This is a genomic window from Bariatricus sp. SGI.019, from assembly GCF_050315235.1.
Taxonomy (GTDB): Bacteria; Bacillota; Clostridia; order Lachnospirales; family Lachnospiraceae; genus JAFBIX01.
Map to the genome: position 1 here is coordinate 21,739 of NZ_JBNPOQ010000003.1, position 17,677 is coordinate 39,415.

19 protein-coding genes are annotated in these 17,677 nt (G+C 42.0%); 15 read left to right on the forward strand and 4 right to left on the reverse strand.

All coding sequences use genetic code 11. The annotated features are described in order from the left end of the window. The first annotated feature begins 3 nt into the window (after positions 1–3). From ACQRD1_RS02485 to thiI, 3 genes are read left to right on the forward strand one after another with little or no spacing between them, the layout of a single operon-like run. Positions 4–741: a 16S rRNA (uracil(1498)-N(3))-methyltransferase gene (locus ACQRD1_RS02485; protein ID WP_235232150.1), complete on the forward strand. Its 738-nt coding sequence runs from the start codon at positions 4–6 to the stop codon at positions 739–741. 43 nt (positions 742–784) lie between these two features. Continuing rightward, on the forward strand, positions 785–1,945 hold the full coding sequence (locus ACQRD1_RS02490; RefSeq protein WP_235232151.1) for a cysteine desulfurase family protein: 1,161 nt from the start codon (positions 785–787) through the stop codon (positions 1,943–1,945). Positions 1,946–1,969: 24 nt separating this feature from the next. After that, positions 1,970–3,151 (forward strand): tRNA uracil 4-sulfurtransferase ThiI, encoded by a 1,182-nt coding sequence (gene thiI / locus ACQRD1_RS02495; RefSeq protein WP_235232152.1) that lies wholly within the window; start codon positions 1,970–1,972, stop codon positions 3,149–3,151. A gap of 74 nt (positions 3,152–3,225) precedes the next feature. Here the strand turns inward: thiI and ACQRD1_RS02500 are convergent, their stop codons facing one another. Next, a complete protein-coding gene (locus tag ACQRD1_RS02500) occupies positions 3,226–3,459 on the reverse strand; it encodes an HPr family phosphocarrier protein (RefSeq protein ID WP_235232153.1) in 234 nt (77 codons plus the stop codon). Between the two features lie 148 nt (positions 3,460–3,607). Between ACQRD1_RS02500 and mtaB the strand changes: the two genes are divergently transcribed. The 8 genes from mtaB to ACQRD1_RS02540 all read left to right on the forward strand — a co-directional run bounded on the left by mtaB (position 3,608) and on the right by ACQRD1_RS02540 (position 10,086). Next, positions 3,608–4,891: a tRNA (N(6)-L-threonylcarbamoyladenosine(37)-C(2))-methylthiotransferase MtaB gene (gene mtaB, locus ACQRD1_RS02505; RefSeq protein WP_427786882.1), complete on the forward strand. Its 1,284-nt coding sequence runs from the start codon at positions 3,608–3,610 to the stop codon at positions 4,889–4,891. A 57-nt stretch (positions 4,892–4,948) separates the two neighbouring features. After that, positions 4,949–5,212, forward strand: coding sequence for an IreB family regulatory phosphoprotein (locus ACQRD1_RS02510; protein WP_235232156.1), 264 nt, complete (start codon positions 4,949–4,951; stop codon positions 5,210–5,212). A gap of 5 nt (positions 5,213–5,217) precedes the next feature. Continuing rightward, the gene (ruvX, locus tag ACQRD1_RS02515; protein WP_235232158.1) at positions 5,218–5,643 is read left to right on the forward strand and encodes a Holliday junction resolvase RuvX; all 426 of its coding nucleotides are present in this window, start codon (positions 5,218–5,220) and stop codon (positions 5,641–5,643) included. Positions 5,644–5,666: 23 nt separating this feature from the next. Continuing rightward, positions 5,667–5,927 (forward strand): DUF1292 domain-containing protein, encoded by a 261-nt coding sequence (locus ACQRD1_RS02520; RefSeq protein WP_235232159.1) that lies wholly within the window; start codon positions 5,667–5,669, stop codon positions 5,925–5,927. 6 nt (positions 5,928–5,933) lie between these two features. Beyond that, entirely contained in the window at positions 5,934–6,389 is a 456-nt protein-coding gene (locus tag ACQRD1_RS02525) for a Fur family transcriptional regulator (protein ID WP_235232161.1), read from the forward strand. 27 nt (positions 6,390–6,416) lie between these two features. Next, on the forward strand, positions 6,417–8,084 hold the full coding sequence (locus ACQRD1_RS02530) for a ribonuclease J (RefSeq protein WP_347375995.1): 1,668 nt from the start codon (positions 6,417–6,419) through the stop codon (positions 8,082–8,084). Positions 8,085–8,177: 93 nt separating this feature from the next. Continuing rightward, positions 8,178–8,861 (forward strand): O-methyltransferase, encoded by a 684-nt coding sequence (locus tag ACQRD1_RS02535; protein ID WP_427786883.1) that lies wholly within the window; start codon positions 8,178–8,180, stop codon positions 8,859–8,861. Beyond that, a complete protein-coding gene (locus ACQRD1_RS02540) occupies positions 8,851–10,086 on the forward strand; it encodes a peptidase U32 family protein (protein WP_427786884.1) in 1,236 nt (411 codons plus the stop codon). The genes ACQRD1_RS02535 and ACQRD1_RS02540 overlap by 11 nt, the downstream gene beginning before the upstream one ends. A gap of 116 nt (positions 10,087–10,202) precedes the next feature. Here the strand turns inward: ACQRD1_RS02540 and ACQRD1_RS02545 are convergent, their stop codons facing one another. The 3 genes from ACQRD1_RS02545 to ACQRD1_RS02555 all read right to left on the reverse strand — a co-directional run bounded on the left by ACQRD1_RS02545 (position 10,203) and on the right by ACQRD1_RS02555 (position 13,573). Continuing rightward, positions 10,203–11,243 carry a PTS sugar transporter subunit IIC gene (locus ACQRD1_RS02545; protein ID WP_427786885.1) on the reverse strand — a complete coding sequence of 347 codons (1,041 nt, stop codon included), beginning with the start codon at positions 11,241–11,243 and terminating at the stop codon, positions 10,203–10,205. A gap of 207 nt (positions 11,244–11,450) precedes the next feature. Further along, the gene (locus tag ACQRD1_RS02550) at positions 11,451–12,302 is read right to left on the reverse strand and encodes a response regulator (protein WP_235232166.1); all 852 of its coding nucleotides are present in this window, start codon (positions 12,300–12,302) and stop codon (positions 11,451–11,453) included. A gap of 2 nt (positions 12,303–12,304) precedes the next feature. Beyond that, entirely contained in the window at positions 12,305–13,573 is a 1,269-nt protein-coding gene (locus ACQRD1_RS02555; protein ID WP_427786886.1) for a sensor histidine kinase, read from the reverse strand. A gap of 150 nt (positions 13,574–13,723) precedes the next feature. Here ACQRD1_RS02555 and sigK point away from each other — a divergent pair, with 150 nt between their 5' ends. The 4 genes from sigK to ACQRD1_RS02575 all read left to right on the forward strand — a co-directional run bounded on the left by sigK (position 13,724) and on the right by ACQRD1_RS02575 (position 17,668). After that, positions 13,724–14,341, forward strand: a complete 618-nt coding sequence (gene sigK / locus ACQRD1_RS02560; protein WP_235232168.1) for an RNA polymerase sporulation sigma factor SigK — start codon at positions 13,724–13,726, stop codon at positions 14,339–14,341. A 132-nt stretch (positions 14,342–14,473) separates the two neighbouring features. Further along, complete coding sequence (locus ACQRD1_RS02565; protein ID WP_235232169.1) at positions 14,474–15,190, forward strand: FadR/GntR family transcriptional regulator; 717 nt, start codon at positions 14,474–14,476, stop codon at positions 15,188–15,190. Positions 15,191–15,368: 178 nt separating this feature from the next. Continuing rightward, complete coding sequence (locus ACQRD1_RS02570; RefSeq protein ID WP_235232170.1) at positions 15,369–16,736, forward strand: aldehyde dehydrogenase family protein; 1,368 nt, start codon at positions 15,369–15,371, stop codon at positions 16,734–16,736. A 14-nt stretch (positions 16,737–16,750) separates the two neighbouring features. Next, positions 16,751–17,668, forward strand: a complete 918-nt coding sequence (locus ACQRD1_RS02575; protein ID WP_235232171.1) for a phosphate butyryltransferase — start codon at positions 16,751–16,753, stop codon at positions 17,666–17,668. Positions 17,669–17,677: the final 9 nt, after the last annotated feature.

Genomic DNA, 17,677 nt, shown 5'->3' on the forward strand with positions numbered 1-17,677 from the left:
AGTATGCAGCATTTTTTTGTGACACCTTCACAGGTGAAGGAAGAATGGATCTATGTGGAAGGGTCTGATGTGAATCATATGAAGAATGTTCTGCGCATGCGTACAGGAGAAGAATTGATGGTCAGTGATGGCAATAATCTCCAGTATCGGTGTGCGGTAGAGCGTTATGAGGAAGAACTGGCGGTGTTGAAGATCCTGGAAGAATTGCCGGTGGATACAGAGTTGCCTTCGAAGATCTATCTGTTCCAGGGATTGCCGAAGCAGGATAAGATGGAACTGATCGTACAGAAATCGGTAGAATTGGGAGTTTATCAGGTTATTCCTGTGGCAACAAAGCGTGCGGTCGTGAAGCTGGATGCGAAGAAGGCTGCCAGGAAGGTGGAACGATGGCAGCAGATTGCCCAGAGCGCAGCGAAGCAGGCAGGGCGAGGATATATCCCGGAAGTGGCAGACGTAATGTCTTATCGTGAGGCATTGGAGTGTGCTTCGAAGCTAGATGTTGTACTGATTCCATATGAACTTGCTGAGGGGATGAAGGAGACCAAATCTGTGATTGAATCCATTTATCCCGGACAATCGATTGGAATCTTCATCGGGCCAGAAGGTGGATTCGAGAAAGAGGAAGTAGAACAGGCGTTAGAGTATGGTGCCCATGCAATAACATTGGGAAAGAGAATCTTGCGGACAGAGACGGCAGGACTTACGACATTATCCGTTTTGATGTTCCATTTGGAAGGGTAATCACATAATCTGGTAGTAAGAAGAAGCATAGGAAGTGAAAATGATGAAAGAGATCTATTTGGACAATTCTGCGACGACCCGGGCTTATGACAGTGTCGGGGATCTTGTGCGGAAGGTAATGTGTGAAGACTATGGCAATCCGTCTTCCATGCATGCAAAAGGCGTGGAGGCAGAGAAGTATATAAAAGAAGCAAAGGAGACATTTGCGAAGCTTTTGAAGGTTCAGGAGAAGGAAGTGTTCTTTACTTCTGGCGGAACAGAGAGTGATAATCTGGCGCTGATTGGTGCTGCAAGAGCGAATCACAGGGCTGGAAAACATCTGATCACAACATCCATTGAACATCCGGCAATCATTAATACGATGCGATATCTGGAGGAAGAGGAAGGTTTTCGTGTTACCTATCTTCCTGTTGATAAGTACGGAAGAGTGAAGCTGGATGCTTTGCAGGATGCGCTTTGTAAGGATACGATTCTGGTGTCCATTATGTATGTGAATAATGAAGTGGGATCGGTGCAGCCCATACAGGAAGCTGCAAGTATTGTGAAGGCTTATAATAAGAATATCCTGTTCCATGTAGATGCAGTACAGGGCTTTGGCAAGTATCATATATATCCGAAGAAATTAAAGGTAGATATGTGTTCTATCAGTGGCCATAAGATCCATGGCCCGAAAGGAACGGGGGCATTATATATCGGTGAGAATGTTAAGATCAAGCCAATCGTATTCGGAGGCGGACAGCAGAAGGATATCCGTTCCGGTACGGAAAATGTTCCGGGAATTGCCGGACTTTCTCTGGCAGCGAGGACGATTTACAAGGATTTGGACGCCAAAGTGGCAAAGATGCGAGAATTGAAGCAGCATTTTATCGATGGCGTCAGTCAGATTGAGGATATAACGATTCATGGATTGTATGATGAGACTTCAGCACCGCATATTATCAGCGTGGGATTTGCTGGAATTCGAAGTGAAGTATTGTTGCATGCGTTAGAAGATAAGGGGATCTATGTGTCTTCCGGTTCGGCATGTGCTTCCAATCATCCGCAGATCAGCGGCGTTCTCAAAGGGATTGGAGCAAAACAGGAATTCCTGGATGCGACGCTTAGGTTCAGTATGTCAGAATTTACAACCTTAGAAGAGATTGACGATACGCTGGAGACACTATATAATATAGTACCGATGTTGAGAAGATATACCAGACATTAGGAGAATCTGATAGGAGAATAGAAGATGAGATTTCATACTTTTTTGTTAAAATACGGTGAGATAGGAATTAAAGGAAAGAATCGCTACCTGTTTGAGGATGCACTCGTCAGACAGGTGCGCTTCGCCCTGAAGGATGTAGATGGAGAATTTCAGGTACACAAGTCTCAGGCAAGGATCTATGTGGACTGTGAGGGAGATTATGATTACGATGATGCAGTGGAGCATCTGAAGAGAGTATTCGGTGTGGTTGGAATCTGTCCGGTTGTCCGCATGGAAGATCAGGGGTTTGACCAGCTGAAAAAAGATGTAGTTGCATATATGGATGAAGTATATCCGGACAAGAATCTGACATTTAAGGTAGAATCCAGACGTGCCAGAAAGTCTTATCCAAAGAATTCTATGGAGATTAACTGTGATCTTGGAGAGGCGATTCTGGATGCATTTCCAGAGATTCGTGTAGATGTACATCACCCGGATGTGATGTTGAATGTGGAAGTGAGAAATGAAATCTACGTCTATTCTCAGATTATTCCTGGAGCAGGTGGAATGCCGGTTGGAACCAATGGAAAAGCGATGCTTCTGTTATCAGGAGGAATAGACAGTCCGGTAGCTGGTTATATGATATCCAAGCGCGGAGTAGGCATTGAGGCTACTTATTTCCATGCACCGCCGTATACCAGCGAACGTGCGAAGCAGAAGGTGATAGACCTGGCTAGAATCGTTTCTCGCTATTCTGGACCGATCAAGCTTCATGTAGTGAATTTTACAGATATTCAATTGTATATTTATGATCAGTGTCCGCACGATGAACTGACGATTATTATGCGTCGTTATATGATGCGTATTGCGGAGCATTTTGCAAAGGAAGATGGATGCCTTGGACTGATTACCGGAGAGAGTATTGGACAAGTAGCCAGTCAGACGATGCAGAGTCTGGCAGCAACGAACGATGTCTGTACGATTCCAGTCTATCGTCCGGTTATCGGATTCGACAAGCAGGAGATTGTAGACATCGCAGAGAAAATAGATACGTATGATACATCTATTCAGCCTTTTGAAGATTGTTGTACGATCTTTGTGGCAAAGCATCCGGTTACGAAGCCGAATATCGATGTGATCCGCCGTTCTGAAGAGAACTTGAGTGAGAAGATTGATCAGTTGGTACAGGAAGCAATTGATACTGTAGAGATTATCGAAGTGAAGTAAGCGTAATAGATCTGGTTGAGAAAAAAAGGTCAGACCCTGTAAGATACAAGGCCTGACCATTTTCCATCATTTTATTAGCAGATGTATGGCTTTAATGTCTCAAGAATTGTGTCGATTTCTGCATTGTCAGCATGGATATTCAGATCAATTGGTTTAGAAAGATCCAAACTGAAGATACCCATGATAGATTTTGCATCAATAACGTATCTTCCAGATACCAGATCAAAATCATAGTCGAACTTTGTGATATCATTTACAAAAGATTTTACCTTATCGATCGAATTTAAAGAAATCTGAACTGTTTTCATGTTGGAAATACCTCCTTAGCTTCATTTCGTGTTCTATAAACATCTTAAGAGTAAGGGGTATAAAAGTCAAGGAACAATTTGCCAAAGAATGTAAATTAATTTTAATGAATCTTACAACAATATACATAGAAAGGGTTTGTGGGAAGATATGAAGAAAGTAGCATTACATAATCTGGGGTGTAAGGTCAATGCATATGAGACAGAGGCGATGCAGGAACTCCTGGAGGAACATGGCTATGAGATCGTACCTTTTAAGGAAGGGGCAGATATCTATATTATTAATACATGTACGGTGACCAATATGGCGGACCGTAAATCACGGCAGATGCTGCACCGTGCCAGAAAGATGAATCCGCATGCGATTGTTGTGGCTTGTGGATGCTATGTGCAGGCGAAAGCGGACGAGTTGGATGAGTGCATTGATATTGTGGTCGGGAATAACCGCAAGAAAGATATTATTGAGATTTTAAAGGAGTATGAAAGAGGAAGGGAAGGTTCCTGCCAGGAGATGGTGGATATTAACCATACGAAGGAGTATGAGGAAATGCATCTGACCAGAACAGCAGAGCATACCAGAGCATATATTAAAGTGCAGGATGGATGTAATCAGTTCTGTTCTTACTGTATTATTCCTTATGCAAGAGGAAGGGTTCGAAGTCGTGATCATGAAAGCGTACTTCGGGAAGTACAGGGGTTGGCTTCCAATGGATATAAGGAAGTCGTTCTGACAGGAATTCATCTGAGTTCTTATGGAATGGATACGGGAGATCATCTGTTGAATCTGATTCTGGATATTCATGAGGTTCCGGGAATTCAGAGAATCCGTCTCGGCTCTCTGGAACCGCGCATCATTACGGAAGAATTTGCACGTACTCTTGCCAGTCTTCCGAAGATGTGTCCGCATTTCCACTTGTCTTTGCAGAGTGGGTGTGATGCGACATTGAAGCGGATGAATCGTCGCTATACGGCAGAAGAGTATTATGAGAAGTGTGTCCTTCTGCGGAAATATTTTCATAATCCAGCATTGACGACGGATGTAATCGTTGGATTCCCTGGGGAGACAGAAGAAGAGTTTGCACAGTCAAAAGCATTTGTAGATAAGGTGAATTTCTATGAGACGCATGTATTCAAGTATTCCAGACGTGAGGGTACCCTTGCAGCCAAGATGGAGAACCAGGTGCCGGAGACGGTGAAGACAGTCAGGAGTAATGAACTTCTAGAATTGAGCCGTAGAAAACAGAGGAATTATGAGGAAGCGTTGATTGGAACGACGCAGGAAGTATTGATGGAAGAAGAGATTCTTCACGAAGGAGAGAAGTACCAGGTGGGACATACGAAAGAGTATGTAAAAATTGGTCGGAAAACGACAGAGAATCTAACGAATCAACTGGTAAATGTAGAAATTGAGAGTCAGTTGCAAATAATTCATTGAATTTTTGGTGCTAATAGGGTAGAATAACATTGAAGTATTTTTGGAGGACGTGAGTATATGAAAGATTTAAGCAGCACTCAGTTTTTTCAGGTAGAAAGCGGTCCACAAATTCAAGCAAAAGATATACTTGAGATTGTGTACAAGGCATTGAGTGAAAAGGGATACAATCCTGTGAATCAGATTGTGGGTTATATTATGTCAGGAGACCCGACATATATTACCAGCCACAATGGAGCCAGAAGCCTGATCATGAAGATGGAGCGAGATGAATTGGTAGAAGAGATGCTTAAGACGTATATTGAGCATAATAAGTGGGTATAATTTCTATGAGAATCATGGGACTGGATTACGGTTCTAAGACCGTAGGAGTGGCAATCAGTGATCCTTTGGGAATTACTGCTCAAGGAATAGAGACCATATGCCGAAAGGACGAGAACAAACTGCGTAAGACCTGTGCACGGATTGAAGCGTTGATTGAAGAGTACGGGGTAGAGCGGATTGTACTTGGCCTTCCGAAGCATATGAATAATGATATTGGGGATCGGGCAGAACATTCAATAGAGTTTGGAAAGATGCTTTCCCGACGGACCGGCCTGGAAGTCGTGATGTGGGACGAGCGTCTGACTACAGTAGAAGCAGAACGGACTTTGATTGAGAATAAAGTAAGGCGAGAAGACCGCAAAAAATACATTGATAAAATTGCGGCTGTTTTTATATTACAAGGATATTTGGACTCGATTCACATGAACTAAAACCATTTTCGAGGTGTATATATATGGAAAAGATTAAATTCATGTCGGAAGAGATACAGGAAGAGATAGATTTTTTTGTGCTAGAGCAGACCAAGGTGAACGGGGTATCTTATATTCTGGTCACTGATTCGGAGGATGATGAAGCGGAATGTTTAATTCTGAAGGATACATCAGATGAAGCGTCAGCAGACAGCGTCTATGAGATCGTAGATGATGACGTGGAGCTTACTGCTGTTTCAAAAGTGTTTGAGGAACTGCTCGAGGATGTTGATATTGAAAGGTAATATACTATGTCTATCAGTAAAGAAAAGTTTAAAGAAATGCTGAAAGAAAAGGGTCTTAAAGTAACCAATCAGAGGTTGCTTGTATTGCAGGTGCTGGCAGAACACAGAGACAGACATATGACTGCAGAAGATATTTATGAACTGGTAAAAGAGGACTACCCGGAGATTGGGCTGGCAACTATTTACCGGACAGTGCAATTGTTATTAGAAATGCAATTGGTGGATCGTATCAATCTTGATGATGGATGTGTGCGTTATGAGATTGGTGAGTCTTTCGATGGAGTGGAAAGACACCATCACCATCATTTGATATGTAAAACTTGTGGGAAAGTGCTTCCTTTTAAGGATGATTTATTGGACGAACTGGAGCGTCATATAGAGGAAGAGACCGGTTTTCACGTGTTGGACCACGAATTAAAGTTCTATGGACAATGCCAAGAATGCCAGAAAGGGCAAAATTAGTACGGAGAAGCACGTGGAGGTGTAAATTTGAAAAAAGAGAACAACGGAAAATTGCGTATCATTCCGCTCGGAGGTCTTGAGAAGATCGGAATGAACATTACTGCCTTCGAATATGAAGACAGTATTATTGTCGTGGATTGTGGTTTGGCATTCCCGGAAGATGATATGCTCGGAATCGATCTTGTGATTCCGGATGTGACATATCTGAAAGATAATATTCAGAAGGTAAAGGGATTTGTGATTACGCATGGACATGAAGATCATATTGGAGCTTTGTCCTATGTGCTGCGTGAGATGAATCTTCCTATCTATGCGACGAAGCTTACTATGGGTATTATTGAGAAGAAGCTTTCAGAGCATAATCTGCTTCGCAGCACCAGAAGAAAAGTAGTAAAGCATGGACAGTCTATTAATCTGGGGCAATTTAGAATTGAATTTATTAAGACAAATCACAGTATTCAGGATGCGGCAGCTCTGGCTATCTATTCACCGGCAGGAATTGTAGTCCATACCGGAGACTTTAAGGTGGACTACACACCTGTATTTGGCGATGCCATTGATCTTCAGCGCTTTGCTGAGATTGGTAAGAAAGGAGTTCTGGCATTGATGTCAGACAGTACCAATGCGGAGAGGAAAGGATTTACCCAGTCCGAGCGTACCGTGGGAATTACATTTGACCACATATTTGCAGAGCATCAGAATTCAAGAATTATCATTGCAACATTTGCTTCCAATGTAGATCGTGTGCAGCAGATCATCAATTCTGCATGCAAGTATAATCGTAAGGTTGTAGTAGAAGGAAGAAGCATGGTCAATATTATACAGGTTGCCCAGGAGTTAGGGTATCTGAATGTACCGGAAAATACATTGGTTGAGATTGATCAGTTGAAGAATTATCCGCCGGAAAAGACCGTGTTGATCACTACCGGAAGCCAGGGTGAGTCTATGGCTGCCCTGTCACGTATGGCAGCAGATGTGCATAAAAAAGTGTCCATTATGCCTGGAGATACGGTAATCTTCAGTTCGAATCCGATTCCAGGTAATGAAAAATCAGTTTCCAGGGTTATTAATGAACTCTCCTCCAAAGGAGCTAACGTTATATTCTCCGATGCCCATGTATCCGGTCATGCATGTCAGGAAGAATTAAAATTAATCTACTCCCTGGTAAAGCCAAAATACGCGATACCGGTACACGGCGAGTACCGTCACTTGAAAGCAAACGCAGGAGTTGCCATGAATCTTGGTATTCCAAAAGAGAATATTTTCATCCTGCAGTCAGGCGATGTATTGGAATTGAGTGATAAAGAGGCCAAAGTCGTAGATAAAGTACACACCGGCGAGATCCTCGTAGATGGTCTCGGAGTAGGAGATGTAGGAAATATCGTACTTCGTGACAGACAACATCTGGCAGAAGATGGAATCATGATCGTAGTACTTACATTAGAAAAAGGCAGTAACCAATTGCTGGCAGGACCTGACATTGTATCACGTGGATTTGTCTACGTCAGAGAATCAGAAGGTCTGATGGAAGAGGCTCGTAATATAGTGACAGAAGCAGTCGAAGATTGCCTGCTGCACCAGCGTAATGCCGACTGGAGCAAGATAAAAATGGTAATCCGCGATACCATGAATGAATTCATTTGGAAACGGACAAAAAGAAAACCAATGATCTTGCCAATTATTATGGATGTGTAAAAAGGTGAAAAAGGGGACGTAGTATTTTTTAATTTTACTACGTCCCATATTGCGATTTGTGGTGTACCAAAATGAAAAAAGGGGTGTCCCAAAATGATTGTTGATGAAAGAATGGTGACGTATATTCATTCTCTGGAGACGCCGGAGAGTCCGTTGATTGAGCAGATTGAGCAGGAGGCTTTGGATACGTATGTGCCGATTATCCGTAAGGAGACGCAGAGTTTTCTGAAGGTGTTGTTGATGATGAAGAAGCCTGTGCGGGTTCTTGAGGTGGGAACTGCGATTGGTTTTTCGGCGCTTTTGATGTGTGAGTATTTGCCGGAAAATGGGCATATTACGACGATTGAGAAGTATGAGAAGCGGATTCCGATTGCGCGGGAGAATTTTAAGCGTGCGGGCAAGGAAGATCGGATTACATTGATTGAAGGTGATGCGCTTGAGGTGATGCGTTCTTTGGAAGGGCCGTTTGATTTTATATTTATGGATGCGGCTAAGGGACAGTATATTCACTATATGCCGGAGGCGATTCGTCTGCTTTCTAAGGATGGTGTGTTGATGTCTGATAACGTGTTGCAGGATGGCGATATTATAGAATCACGGTTTGCAGTGGAACGGCGGAATCGTACGATTCACAGCCGGATGAGGAAATATCTGTATGAATTGAAGCATAATGACCAGTTACAGACATCCATTATACCACTGGGGGACGGTGTGGCTCTTAGTGTGAAGAAGACCATGACGGTAGAAGATAAAGGAGAATTACAGAATGAAGAATAGACGACCTGAACTCTTGATTCCAGCCAGCAGCCTGGAAGTATTGAAGACTGCGGTTATATTTGGCGCAGATGCAGTATATATTGGCGGTGAGGCTTTTGGACTTCGTGCGAAAGCGAAGAATTTCTCGATGGAAGATATGCGCGAAGGAATTGAATTTGCCCATGAGCATGGAGTGAGAGTTCATGTAACGGTAAATATTCTTGCCCACAATGATGATCTGGAGGGCGTAGAGGAATATTTGAGAGAATTGAAAGAAATAGGCCCGGATGCGTTAATTATCGCGGATCCGGCAATCTTTGAGATGGCAAAGGAGATATGTCCGGAGATTGAGCGTCACATCAGTACGCAGGCCAATAATACGAATTATGGAACGTATCGTTTCTGGTGGAAGCAAGGCGCGAAGCGAGTGGTATCTGCCAGAGAGCTGTCACTAAAAGAGATTAAGGAGATTCGGGAACGTATTCCGGAAGAGATGGAGATTGAAAGCTTCATTCATGGAGCTATGTGTATCTCTTATTCTGGAAGATGTCTGTTGAGTAATTATTTCACCGGACGCGATGCCAATCAAGGAGCATGTACGCATCCTTGCCGTTGGAAATATGCGGTGGTAGAGGAGACCAGACCAGGTGAATATATGCCGGTTTATGAGAATGAGCGTGGCACATATATCTTCAATTCGAAGGATTTGTGCATGATTGAGCATATTCCGGAGATGATTGATGCAGGAATTGACAGTTTCAAGATTGAAGGACGTATGAAAACGGCATTGTATGTGGCGACGGTAGCCAGAACTTATCGGAAGGCTATTGATGATTATCTGGAAGACCCGGAGAAATACAAAGCAAATATGCCATGGTATCTGGATCAGATTTCCAATTGTACTTATCGTCAGTTCACGACAGGGTTCTATTTTGGAAAGCCGAGCGAAGAGAGCCAGATCTATGACAGCAATACGTATGTCAAGGAGTATACTTATCTGGGAATCATCGGCGGTGAAAAGGATGGGATGTATCGGATCGAACAGAGAAATAAGTTTTCAGTCGGAGAGACGATCGAAATTATGAAACCGGATGGCCGCAACATTGAAGTGACGGTGAGACGGATCGTCGATGAAGATGGAACTGAGCAGGAGAGTGCGCCGCATCCGAAGCAGGTACTGTATATTGACTTTGGAGAAGAGGCAGAACAGTACGATATCCTGAGGCGTGCAGAACCTGAGACTTAGAAGAACTAATGTATGATAGGAATGTGAAAGAGCAGAAACCCTTGGAAGGATAAGGTGTTTCTGCTCTTTCTTTACATTTCCTGAAATATTTACAATAAATAAGTAATAATTGAGATTTAGCATTCTGCGTTTGCAGCTTCATTGCCAAGAAGCTCAGCAGCAGGAGTTTTCACACGCTTTTTGAATACCATACTTCCGATCAATCCAGCTGTTATTCCACCGAGCACAGCAAAGACGAGTGCAAGAATTACTTTTACTGGTGAATTGAAAGCAAATGGTGCCAGAAGTCCAGGGATAGGGGAAGCAGTTCCCGGTGCATTATTGATGATATGGAACGCTGCTGCAGATATTCCGGCAAATCCGCCTCCGAAGAAGTTAGAACAATAGATCGGGATTGGGTTCGTGGTAATAATGTCAGCCTGTGTTAAAGGCTCCAACATCACTGCGATGACATTGCTTCTGTCACCTAATTTTAATTTTGAGAAAATGATTCCGTTCGTAAAGGATCCGCCGACACAGGCGATGGCAGCAATTCCCATAGCCAGTCCATCCAGGCTCAACATGGCAGTCAGTGCCATAGAACTGAGTGGAGATGTACAGATCATCTTTATAATACCACCAAGTAAGAATCCCATGACGATCGGAGACTGTTCGGTTGCAGCAGAGATCGTGCCGCCGATTTTTACTAATGTAGCATTAACCGCAGGGTTCACTGCAAATGCAATAAAACGTGCCATTGGTGCGATTAATAAAGCACCGCCGATCATGTTAAGACCTTCTGGCAATTTCTTTTCGATGATTGGAGAAACCAGACCAACGATATAGCCTGCAATAAATCCTGGCAAGATTCCGTAACCGCCGACAGCGACACCAGCAGTCACTGCAAAGACCGGATTAGCACCCATGGAGATAGGAACCATGATTGCAGCGGCTACGCCGCCAAGACTTCCGGAAGTTTCACCAACTGTACGGAAGAATTCAAGACCTAACAAGTCGCCAGTGATATATTTGTGAACTGCTTCTACCAAAAATGTGGCAATGGCAGCATTGGCCATACCGGACATAGCAAGCTGTCCTTTGGGCATTTTTAGACTGAATAAAGAAAAACCAGCCAATGTGATTAATAATAATCCGACTCCAGATAAAATTGTTAACATAGACATTCCCTCGCATTTCATATTGAATTTTTGAATAAGTTCCGTTTCTCTATTGATATAGTTAATATAATAACGAGACTTCAAAAAGTATCAAACGGTATCAAAATAGATGAAAAAAAAGAAGTATCATTAGAAATTTTGTGACATTTCACAAAAATACTCTAATGATACTGTATATAATAACGAAGAAAAATGTCTTTGAAATTATTAGTGGGACAGACAATATACCACCAAAGCATTCAGAAAGCTCTTGATCTTTACATTTCCATGCTTTTTACTTTTCCCGCGGATATAGTCCATCTCTTTTCGAACCTGCTCAAAATTATAAAGAGTATTCGAATATTCGGTAAATATTTCATTGCTGTAATCTTCAATTCCTAAGTGGGCCAGATTGACAAGCCCGGTGTTGACCGTTCGACGGATGCGCTGTTCCATGGATTTGGGTGAATCACTGAACTTGCTGCAAAGTTCATTTAATGTGGTGTCATTCATCTGTTCTTTATGCTCCATCAGGTATTCTGCAACCAGGGCAATATCTTTGCTTCCAATGTCTCCGATAATACCCAGCTGCTGTAAAACATTGCGGAGTGTAGAAGAAGATTCGCTGTTTGACGGAAGAGAAGATTCTGGCTTTATCTCTGGCTGCATACCTTCCAGGAATATATTTTGCATCTTGTTCATGGTACGCTGCATGGTAAGAGAACTACTGACTTTTTTTATGACTGTCTCGACCTCGATACTGTTAAGTGGTTTTTGGATAAAAAATTCAATACCTGCTTCATAGGCGGAAGCTATCATATCCTTGGAAGAGACTTGGGAAAGCATGATGTAGGATGCACCAGGAAGTTGGGCTTTTGCATGTTCCACAAAAGTGATTCCATCCATTTTAGGCATTAATAAGTCTACGATTACGATGTCCGGCTTGAGTGAAAGCAGATCATCCAAAGCATCCTGACCGTTATCGGCAGAGCCGCAGATGGTACCTAAGTTCCGTTCTGTAATAATGATTTTTAATATATTTCGGACATTTTGATCATCATCAATTAGGTAGAATTTCATAATTATGACCTCTTTTCAAGAATTTGTCTGGGAATCTGAATGGTAAATGTAGTTTTGCCAGGGCGGGAAGTAAGGTCTATCTTTCCATTCAGCTGGTTTTCGACCAGATCTTGTACTAGATTCAGTCCCAATCCTCGATTGACTTCCCCAGTTGTAAAATTAATCTTTGTAGAAAATCCAGGATGAAAAACTTCGTTAATATATTCTTCTTTGATACCGGGACCTTGATCGGTAACTTCAAATGTGCAGAAGTCTGAATCGGAAGTCTGAGATACTAAGATTGTCACACAAGACTCGGCAGCAGCTTCTATAGCATTATTAAATAGATTCCGAAAGACAGACATCAGTGCGTATTGCTTGTCTGTATAAAAATTATCGGAACATCTGACAGATAAGGAAAGTTCTTTTCCCTGTTCTCTTGCTGTCAGAGTGACAGAGTCTTTTAATAGTGTAAGAAGGTCTTCCAGATACATTCCATCGCTTTGAAATTCCTGGTCAAGCGCTTCAGATATTCCACGTAAGATCAACAAATATTCCTTTTTGATTTCATGGATATCTTTTGCCACTGACAGAGCAGATGAAGAGATTTCCGGATCTGTGTCAGATGCTTTTAGTTTTTCAAATAATCGATAAGAAGTGTTCATAGTCTCTTCGATAAGCGAGGTATTCTTGCGCATCCAGACCATTTCCCCATTTAATTTGGATATCAACAGAAGAAGGCGCTTGTAGCGATCTTCATGTTCTTGCTGTAAAAGTAATAACTTATATCGATCAAAAATGGTCAGGACGCACCAGATGACCAATGTACGCAGACAAGCGACCAATAAGATACTAAGTTGTGTCTTAACTGTTAAAGCATCATTTTGCATACGTAAAAAAAGTTCCGTAAAATTTGCTGTGTAGTCAATGAATATCAGTGGCAGAACAACCAATATTCTTGATAGGGTTCGATTCTTCAGCCAGTGCGTGTACAGGCAGAGAAGAAGACCGTAACAGATGTAAAATCCTGTCTCCGGGAAAAAAGAGGCTATACTTCCATCCAGCGTTCCCGATTGAAACCAGTTCATCAGTACACGCAAGGCGAATACGCCAAATGCAGAACAAAAAGTAACGGGAATCAGGGGGAAGTTCTCTGTCAAAAAGAAAAAGACAGGAATAAAAATAATGGCAATAGAAATCTTAAAATCTGCAATAAAAAGATTCATGCTAAGCTGTGCAGCCAGTATGATAAATATACTATAATACAAAGTTTTATTCAGTTTGTGATTCATGACATACCCCAAATCGTCAATATAAATCCATAGTTATTTATATTTACTATAACTTTTTTGGCGCTTTTTGTATAGAGAAAATTGAATGGAAAAGCACAAAAGAAATTAAATTTACATAAACTATATTAAATACGCTTAGAGGTGCTTTCCTTGAAATCATTTCCCCAACCCCTCACTGCAGCGGAAGAAAGAGAATATCTGCAAAAATATACGGAGGGTGATCTTGAAGCGAAACATATCTTAGTCGAGCGGAATCTGCGCCTCGTCGCTCATATCGTGAAAAAATATCAGTCTTATGAAGAAGAGGCGGAAGACCTATTATCCATCGGAACTATTGGACTTATCAAAGCGGTCGTAACATTTAATCCAGAAAAATGTGTTCGATTAGGGACATATGCGGCACGCTGTATTGAAAATGAAATCTTGATGTATCTTCGGGCCAAAAAAAAATCATCCAAAGAAATATCCTTGTATGAACCTATAGGAACCGACAGAGAAGGAAATGAAATTCAGCTTTTTGATATTATTGAGACAGAAGAGACAGATGCACATAAAAAAGTAGAACTAAGTGATGATATTCAGATATTATATGAGCGGGTAGAGTCAGAATTGTCACCAAGAGAAAGACTGGTATTGAAAATGCGGTATGGATTGTATAACGGAGAAGAGTATACACAGCGGGAGATTGCTAAGCAGTTAGGCATCTCTCGTTCTTATGTTTCAAGAATTGAAAAAAGTGCTATCGAAAAATTGCGAGGATATTTTTAAAAAGGGACATTGCACTGGGGACGGGGTTTTTGAAAAAACCCCCGTCCCCGATTCACAAATCCGAAAAGAGATGTTATAATATGGGATATGTGAAATTTATGAGATATTTCGATACGAAAGGTGAATTTATGTATGGGAAGTAACAATCTTTTTGCGGAATTGCCAAAGGGATCTATCTCTGAGATTATTATACAGAGAATTACGGATGCTTTGATCAGTGGGGAATTAAAGCCGGGCGATAAGATTCCGACAGAAATTGAATTTAGTGAGAAGCTTGGTGTAAGCCGCAATGCGATCCGGGAAGCGATTAAGGTGCTGGTCGCATTTGGAGTGTTGGAGATACGGCGTTCAGAAGGAACTTTTGTTGTTGAAGAATATAATAACAAATTATTGGATCCGTTGTTGTATGGATTGATTTTGTCTGAGCATTCGATGGAGGAACTTCTGGAGGTGAAGATTGCGGTGGCCAATTCAGTGCTGTATCTTGCGATCTTGAATGCTTCGGATGATGATATCCGTCAGTTGAGACAACTTGGTTTGGAATTTAAACGGATCATGAATGAGGCGCCGGCGGATATTGAGAAGATGTATCAGGCGAGTAAGCGTTTTAATGAATATTTGAGTGAAATATCTCAGAATAGGATGTTATATCAGTTGGACAGCATTATCCGTAAGATTGCATCATTTACAAGGCACAAAGCGATAGAAGTGTCGGTTGAGAGAAATCAGCTGAATGCACTCCCGGATAATTATCTGAAAGAGGTAGACATATTGGAAGCGAGAGATAAAAGTGCAATTGCAGCCTTTATGGATGAAAGATTAAAATTATGGCAGGATTTGCTGTTGTGAGAAAGATTGGTAAAAATTTATCAAATACGTTAAAATATCAACAAAATGAGGTTGTGTTTTTTGTATAGTTTACACAAAAAACCAACCTCATTTTGTTGATATATGCCGATTGAAATAGAACGTACAATGTAGTACATTAAACATACAATGATGGAACGATTTTAAGGAGGCAATAAGAATGGAAGCAAAAGAATATGTATTGGATCTGATTCAAAAAGGAAGAGCAGCACAGCAGGAATTTGAGCAGTTCTCACAGGAAGATGTAGATAAAGCTGTACGCGCGATCGGAAAAATTATCTATGACAATGGCGAAATGTTGGCAAAGATGGCTGTAGAAGAGACACGTATGGGAGTCTATGAGGATAAGATTAAAAAGAACAAAGGAAAATCAAAGGCTGTATGGAACAAATTAAAAGGTGTTAAGAGCCGTGGAATTATTGAATACGTGGAAGAGGAAGGCATTGTAAAAGTTGCAAAGCCAATTGGTGTTATTGGAGCTGTTTCTCCGACAACGAACCCTACCATGACTCCAATGCAGAATGCCATGATCGCATTGAAGGGGGGTAATGCAATCATCGTCGGACCACATCCACGTGCAAAGAAAACAGGGGTTGAAACTGTAAATCTTATGAGAGAGGCATTAAAGTCTGTAGGAGCTCCTGAGGATCTGATCCAGATTATCCCAGAACCAACCGTAGAACTGTCTGGCTTGTTGATGTCCGAGTGTGACGCTTGTATTTCTACAGGAGGTCCAGGAATGGTAAAGGCTGCGTATAAGAGTGGAAAACCGGCATTTGGTGTAGGAGCTGGAAATGTACAGACGCTGGTAGATACAGATGCGGATATTGCAGCAGTCGCAAAGAAAGTTGCCACAAGCCGTACTTATGATAATGGTGTTCTTTGTACTTGCGAACAGTGTGTACATATCCCGGCATCCAAACATGATGAGATGGTAGAAGAACTGGTAAAACAGGGTGCTTATTATATCAACAAACCAGAAGATGTTGAGACACTTCGAAAAGGTCTGTTCCCGAATGGTGTAATCAACAAAGACGCAGTAGGTGCTTCTGCAACATTTATCGCTGAGCTGGTAGGCCTGGAAGTTCCGGCGGATACAAGATTTTTACTGGTAGAGATTGAAAAATCTGGAGCAGAAGAGTGCCTTGCAAAAGAAAAACTGTGTCCGGTTCTGGCAATCAACAGCTATGATACCTGGGAAGAAGCAGTAGATAAGGCTGTCACAAACCTGAAAAATGAAGGAGCAGGCCACAGTGCCGTTGTTCATTCTAATACAAAAGAACATGTCGAGTATGCAGCAGAATTACTTCCGGTATCCCGTATTGGTGTAAACATGATCGGTTCTTCCGGACTTGGCGGTGGATTTGACAATGGTCTGAATCCAACAGCAACACTTGGATGCGGAACCTGGGGCAATAACTCCCTCAGCGAGAACTTATGGTGGAATCATCTTGTAAATATTGCAAGAATCGCATATGTATTGCCAGATAAGCCGATCCCGACAGATGAAGAGATCTGGGCTGAGTAGATTGGAGACATGTTATGATTCGTAGTTTTAAAGAGTTAATTGAAAAAGTACAGAATGGGGAGCCACAGACTTTGTCTGTGGCTGTTGCCCAGGATGCAGATGTTCTGTTGTCTGTCTGGAATGCATACCAGAATCGGATCATTCAAGGGGCATACCTGGTAGGAAATGAAAAAGAAATAAGAGAAATCGCGAAAGAACAGGGAATTGACCTGTCTAAATTTGAAATTGTAAATGAAGAAGAAAAGCCGGAAGCATGTGCAGCTGCAATTAAGCTGGTAAGAGAAGGGAAAGCATCCCTTCCGATGAAAGGATTCGTAGATACTTCGGTTGCATTAAAGGCTTTATTGAATAAAGAATACGGATTAAGAACCGGAAATCTGATCTGTCACGTAGGATTGATGGAAGTAGCAGGATTTGACCGTATGTTTTTGTTAAGTGATTCTGCCATGACGATCGCGCCTACATTGGAACAGAAGGTAGATCTGATCAAGGCATGTACACAGATTGCACATGCTATGGGAAATGACAATCCGAAAGTGGCAGTTCTCTGCGCGGTAGAGAAGGTCAACCCTAAGATGCCGGCAACTCTGGATGCAGCAGAGCTTACCAGGATGAATGAAGAAGGAGAGATCACTGGATGTATGGTCAAAGGTCCTCTTGCCATGGATAACGCAGTATCTGTTGAAGCTGCGCGCCATAAGGGAATTGACCATCCGGTGGCTGGAAATGCGGATATTCTGATCACACCGGATATTGAGGCGGGAAATATTCTGAATAAATCTATGGAATATTTTGCAAAATGTGAAAAAGCCGGATGTATTATGGGTGCTGCAAAACCTATGGTTTTGACATCCAGAGCAAGTTCGGATACATCCAAGATGAATTCTATTGCACTTGCTGTACTTGCTGCGCAGGCAGTGGGAAAGAATTAAGGAGGGCAT

Bases quoted from the DNA above. Each gene is read 5' to 3' on its own strand.
- ACQRD1_RS02485 (WP_235232150.1), top strand. From the start codon at position 4: ATGCAGCATTTTTTTGTGACACCTTCACAGGTGAAGGAAGAATGGATC.
- ACQRD1_RS02490 (WP_235232151.1), top strand. From the start codon at position 785: ATGAAAGAGATCTATTTGGACAATTCTGCGACGACCCGGGCTTATGAC.
- thiI (WP_235232152.1), top strand. From the start codon at position 1,970: ATGAGATTTCATACTTTTTTGTTAAAATACGGTGAGATAGGAATTAAA.
- ACQRD1_RS02500 (WP_235232153.1), bottom strand. From the start codon at position 3,459: ATGAAAACAGTTCAGATTTCTTTAAATTCGATCGATAAGGTAAAATCT.
- mtaB (WP_427786882.1), top strand. From the start codon at position 3,608: ATGAAGAAAGTAGCATTACATAATCTGGGGTGTAAGGTCAATGCATAT.
- ACQRD1_RS02510 (WP_235232156.1), top strand. From the start codon at position 4,949: ATGAAAGATTTAAGCAGCACTCAGTTTTTTCAGGTAGAAAGCGGTCCA.
- ruvX (WP_235232158.1), top strand. From the start codon at position 5,218: ATGAGAATCATGGGACTGGATTACGGTTCTAAGACCGTAGGAGTGGCA.
- ACQRD1_RS02520 (WP_235232159.1), top strand. From the start codon at position 5,667: ATGGAAAAGATTAAATTCATGTCGGAAGAGATACAGGAAGAGATAGAT.
- ACQRD1_RS02525 (WP_235232161.1), top strand. From the start codon at position 5,934: ATGTCTATCAGTAAAGAAAAGTTTAAAGAAATGCTGAAAGAAAAGGGT.
- ACQRD1_RS02535 (WP_427786883.1), top strand. From the start codon at position 8,178: ATGATTGTTGATGAAAGAATGGTGACGTATATTCATTCTCTGGAGACG.
- ACQRD1_RS02540 (WP_427786884.1), top strand. From the start codon at position 8,851: ATGAAGAATAGACGACCTGAACTCTTGATTCCAGCCAGCAGCCTGGAA.
- ACQRD1_RS02545 (WP_427786885.1), bottom strand. From the start codon at position 11,243: ATGTTAACAATTTTATCTGGAGTCGGATTATTATTAATCACATTGGCT.
- ACQRD1_RS02550 (WP_235232166.1), bottom strand. From the start codon at position 12,302: ATGAAATTCTACCTAATTGATGATGATCAAAATGTCCGAAATATATTA.
- ACQRD1_RS02555 (WP_427786886.1), bottom strand. From the start codon at position 13,573: ATGAATCACAAACTGAATAAAACTTTGTATTATAGTATATTTATCATA.
- ACQRD1_RS02565 (WP_235232169.1), top strand. From the start codon at position 14,474: ATGGGAAGTAACAATCTTTTTGCGGAATTGCCAAAGGGATCTATCTCT.
- ACQRD1_RS02570 (WP_235232170.1), top strand. From the start codon at position 15,369: ATGGAAGCAAAAGAATATGTATTGGATCTGATTCAAAAAGGAAGAGCA.
- ACQRD1_RS02575 (WP_235232171.1), top strand. From the start codon at position 16,751: ATGATTCGTAGTTTTAAAGAGTTAATTGAAAAAGTACAGAATGGGGAG.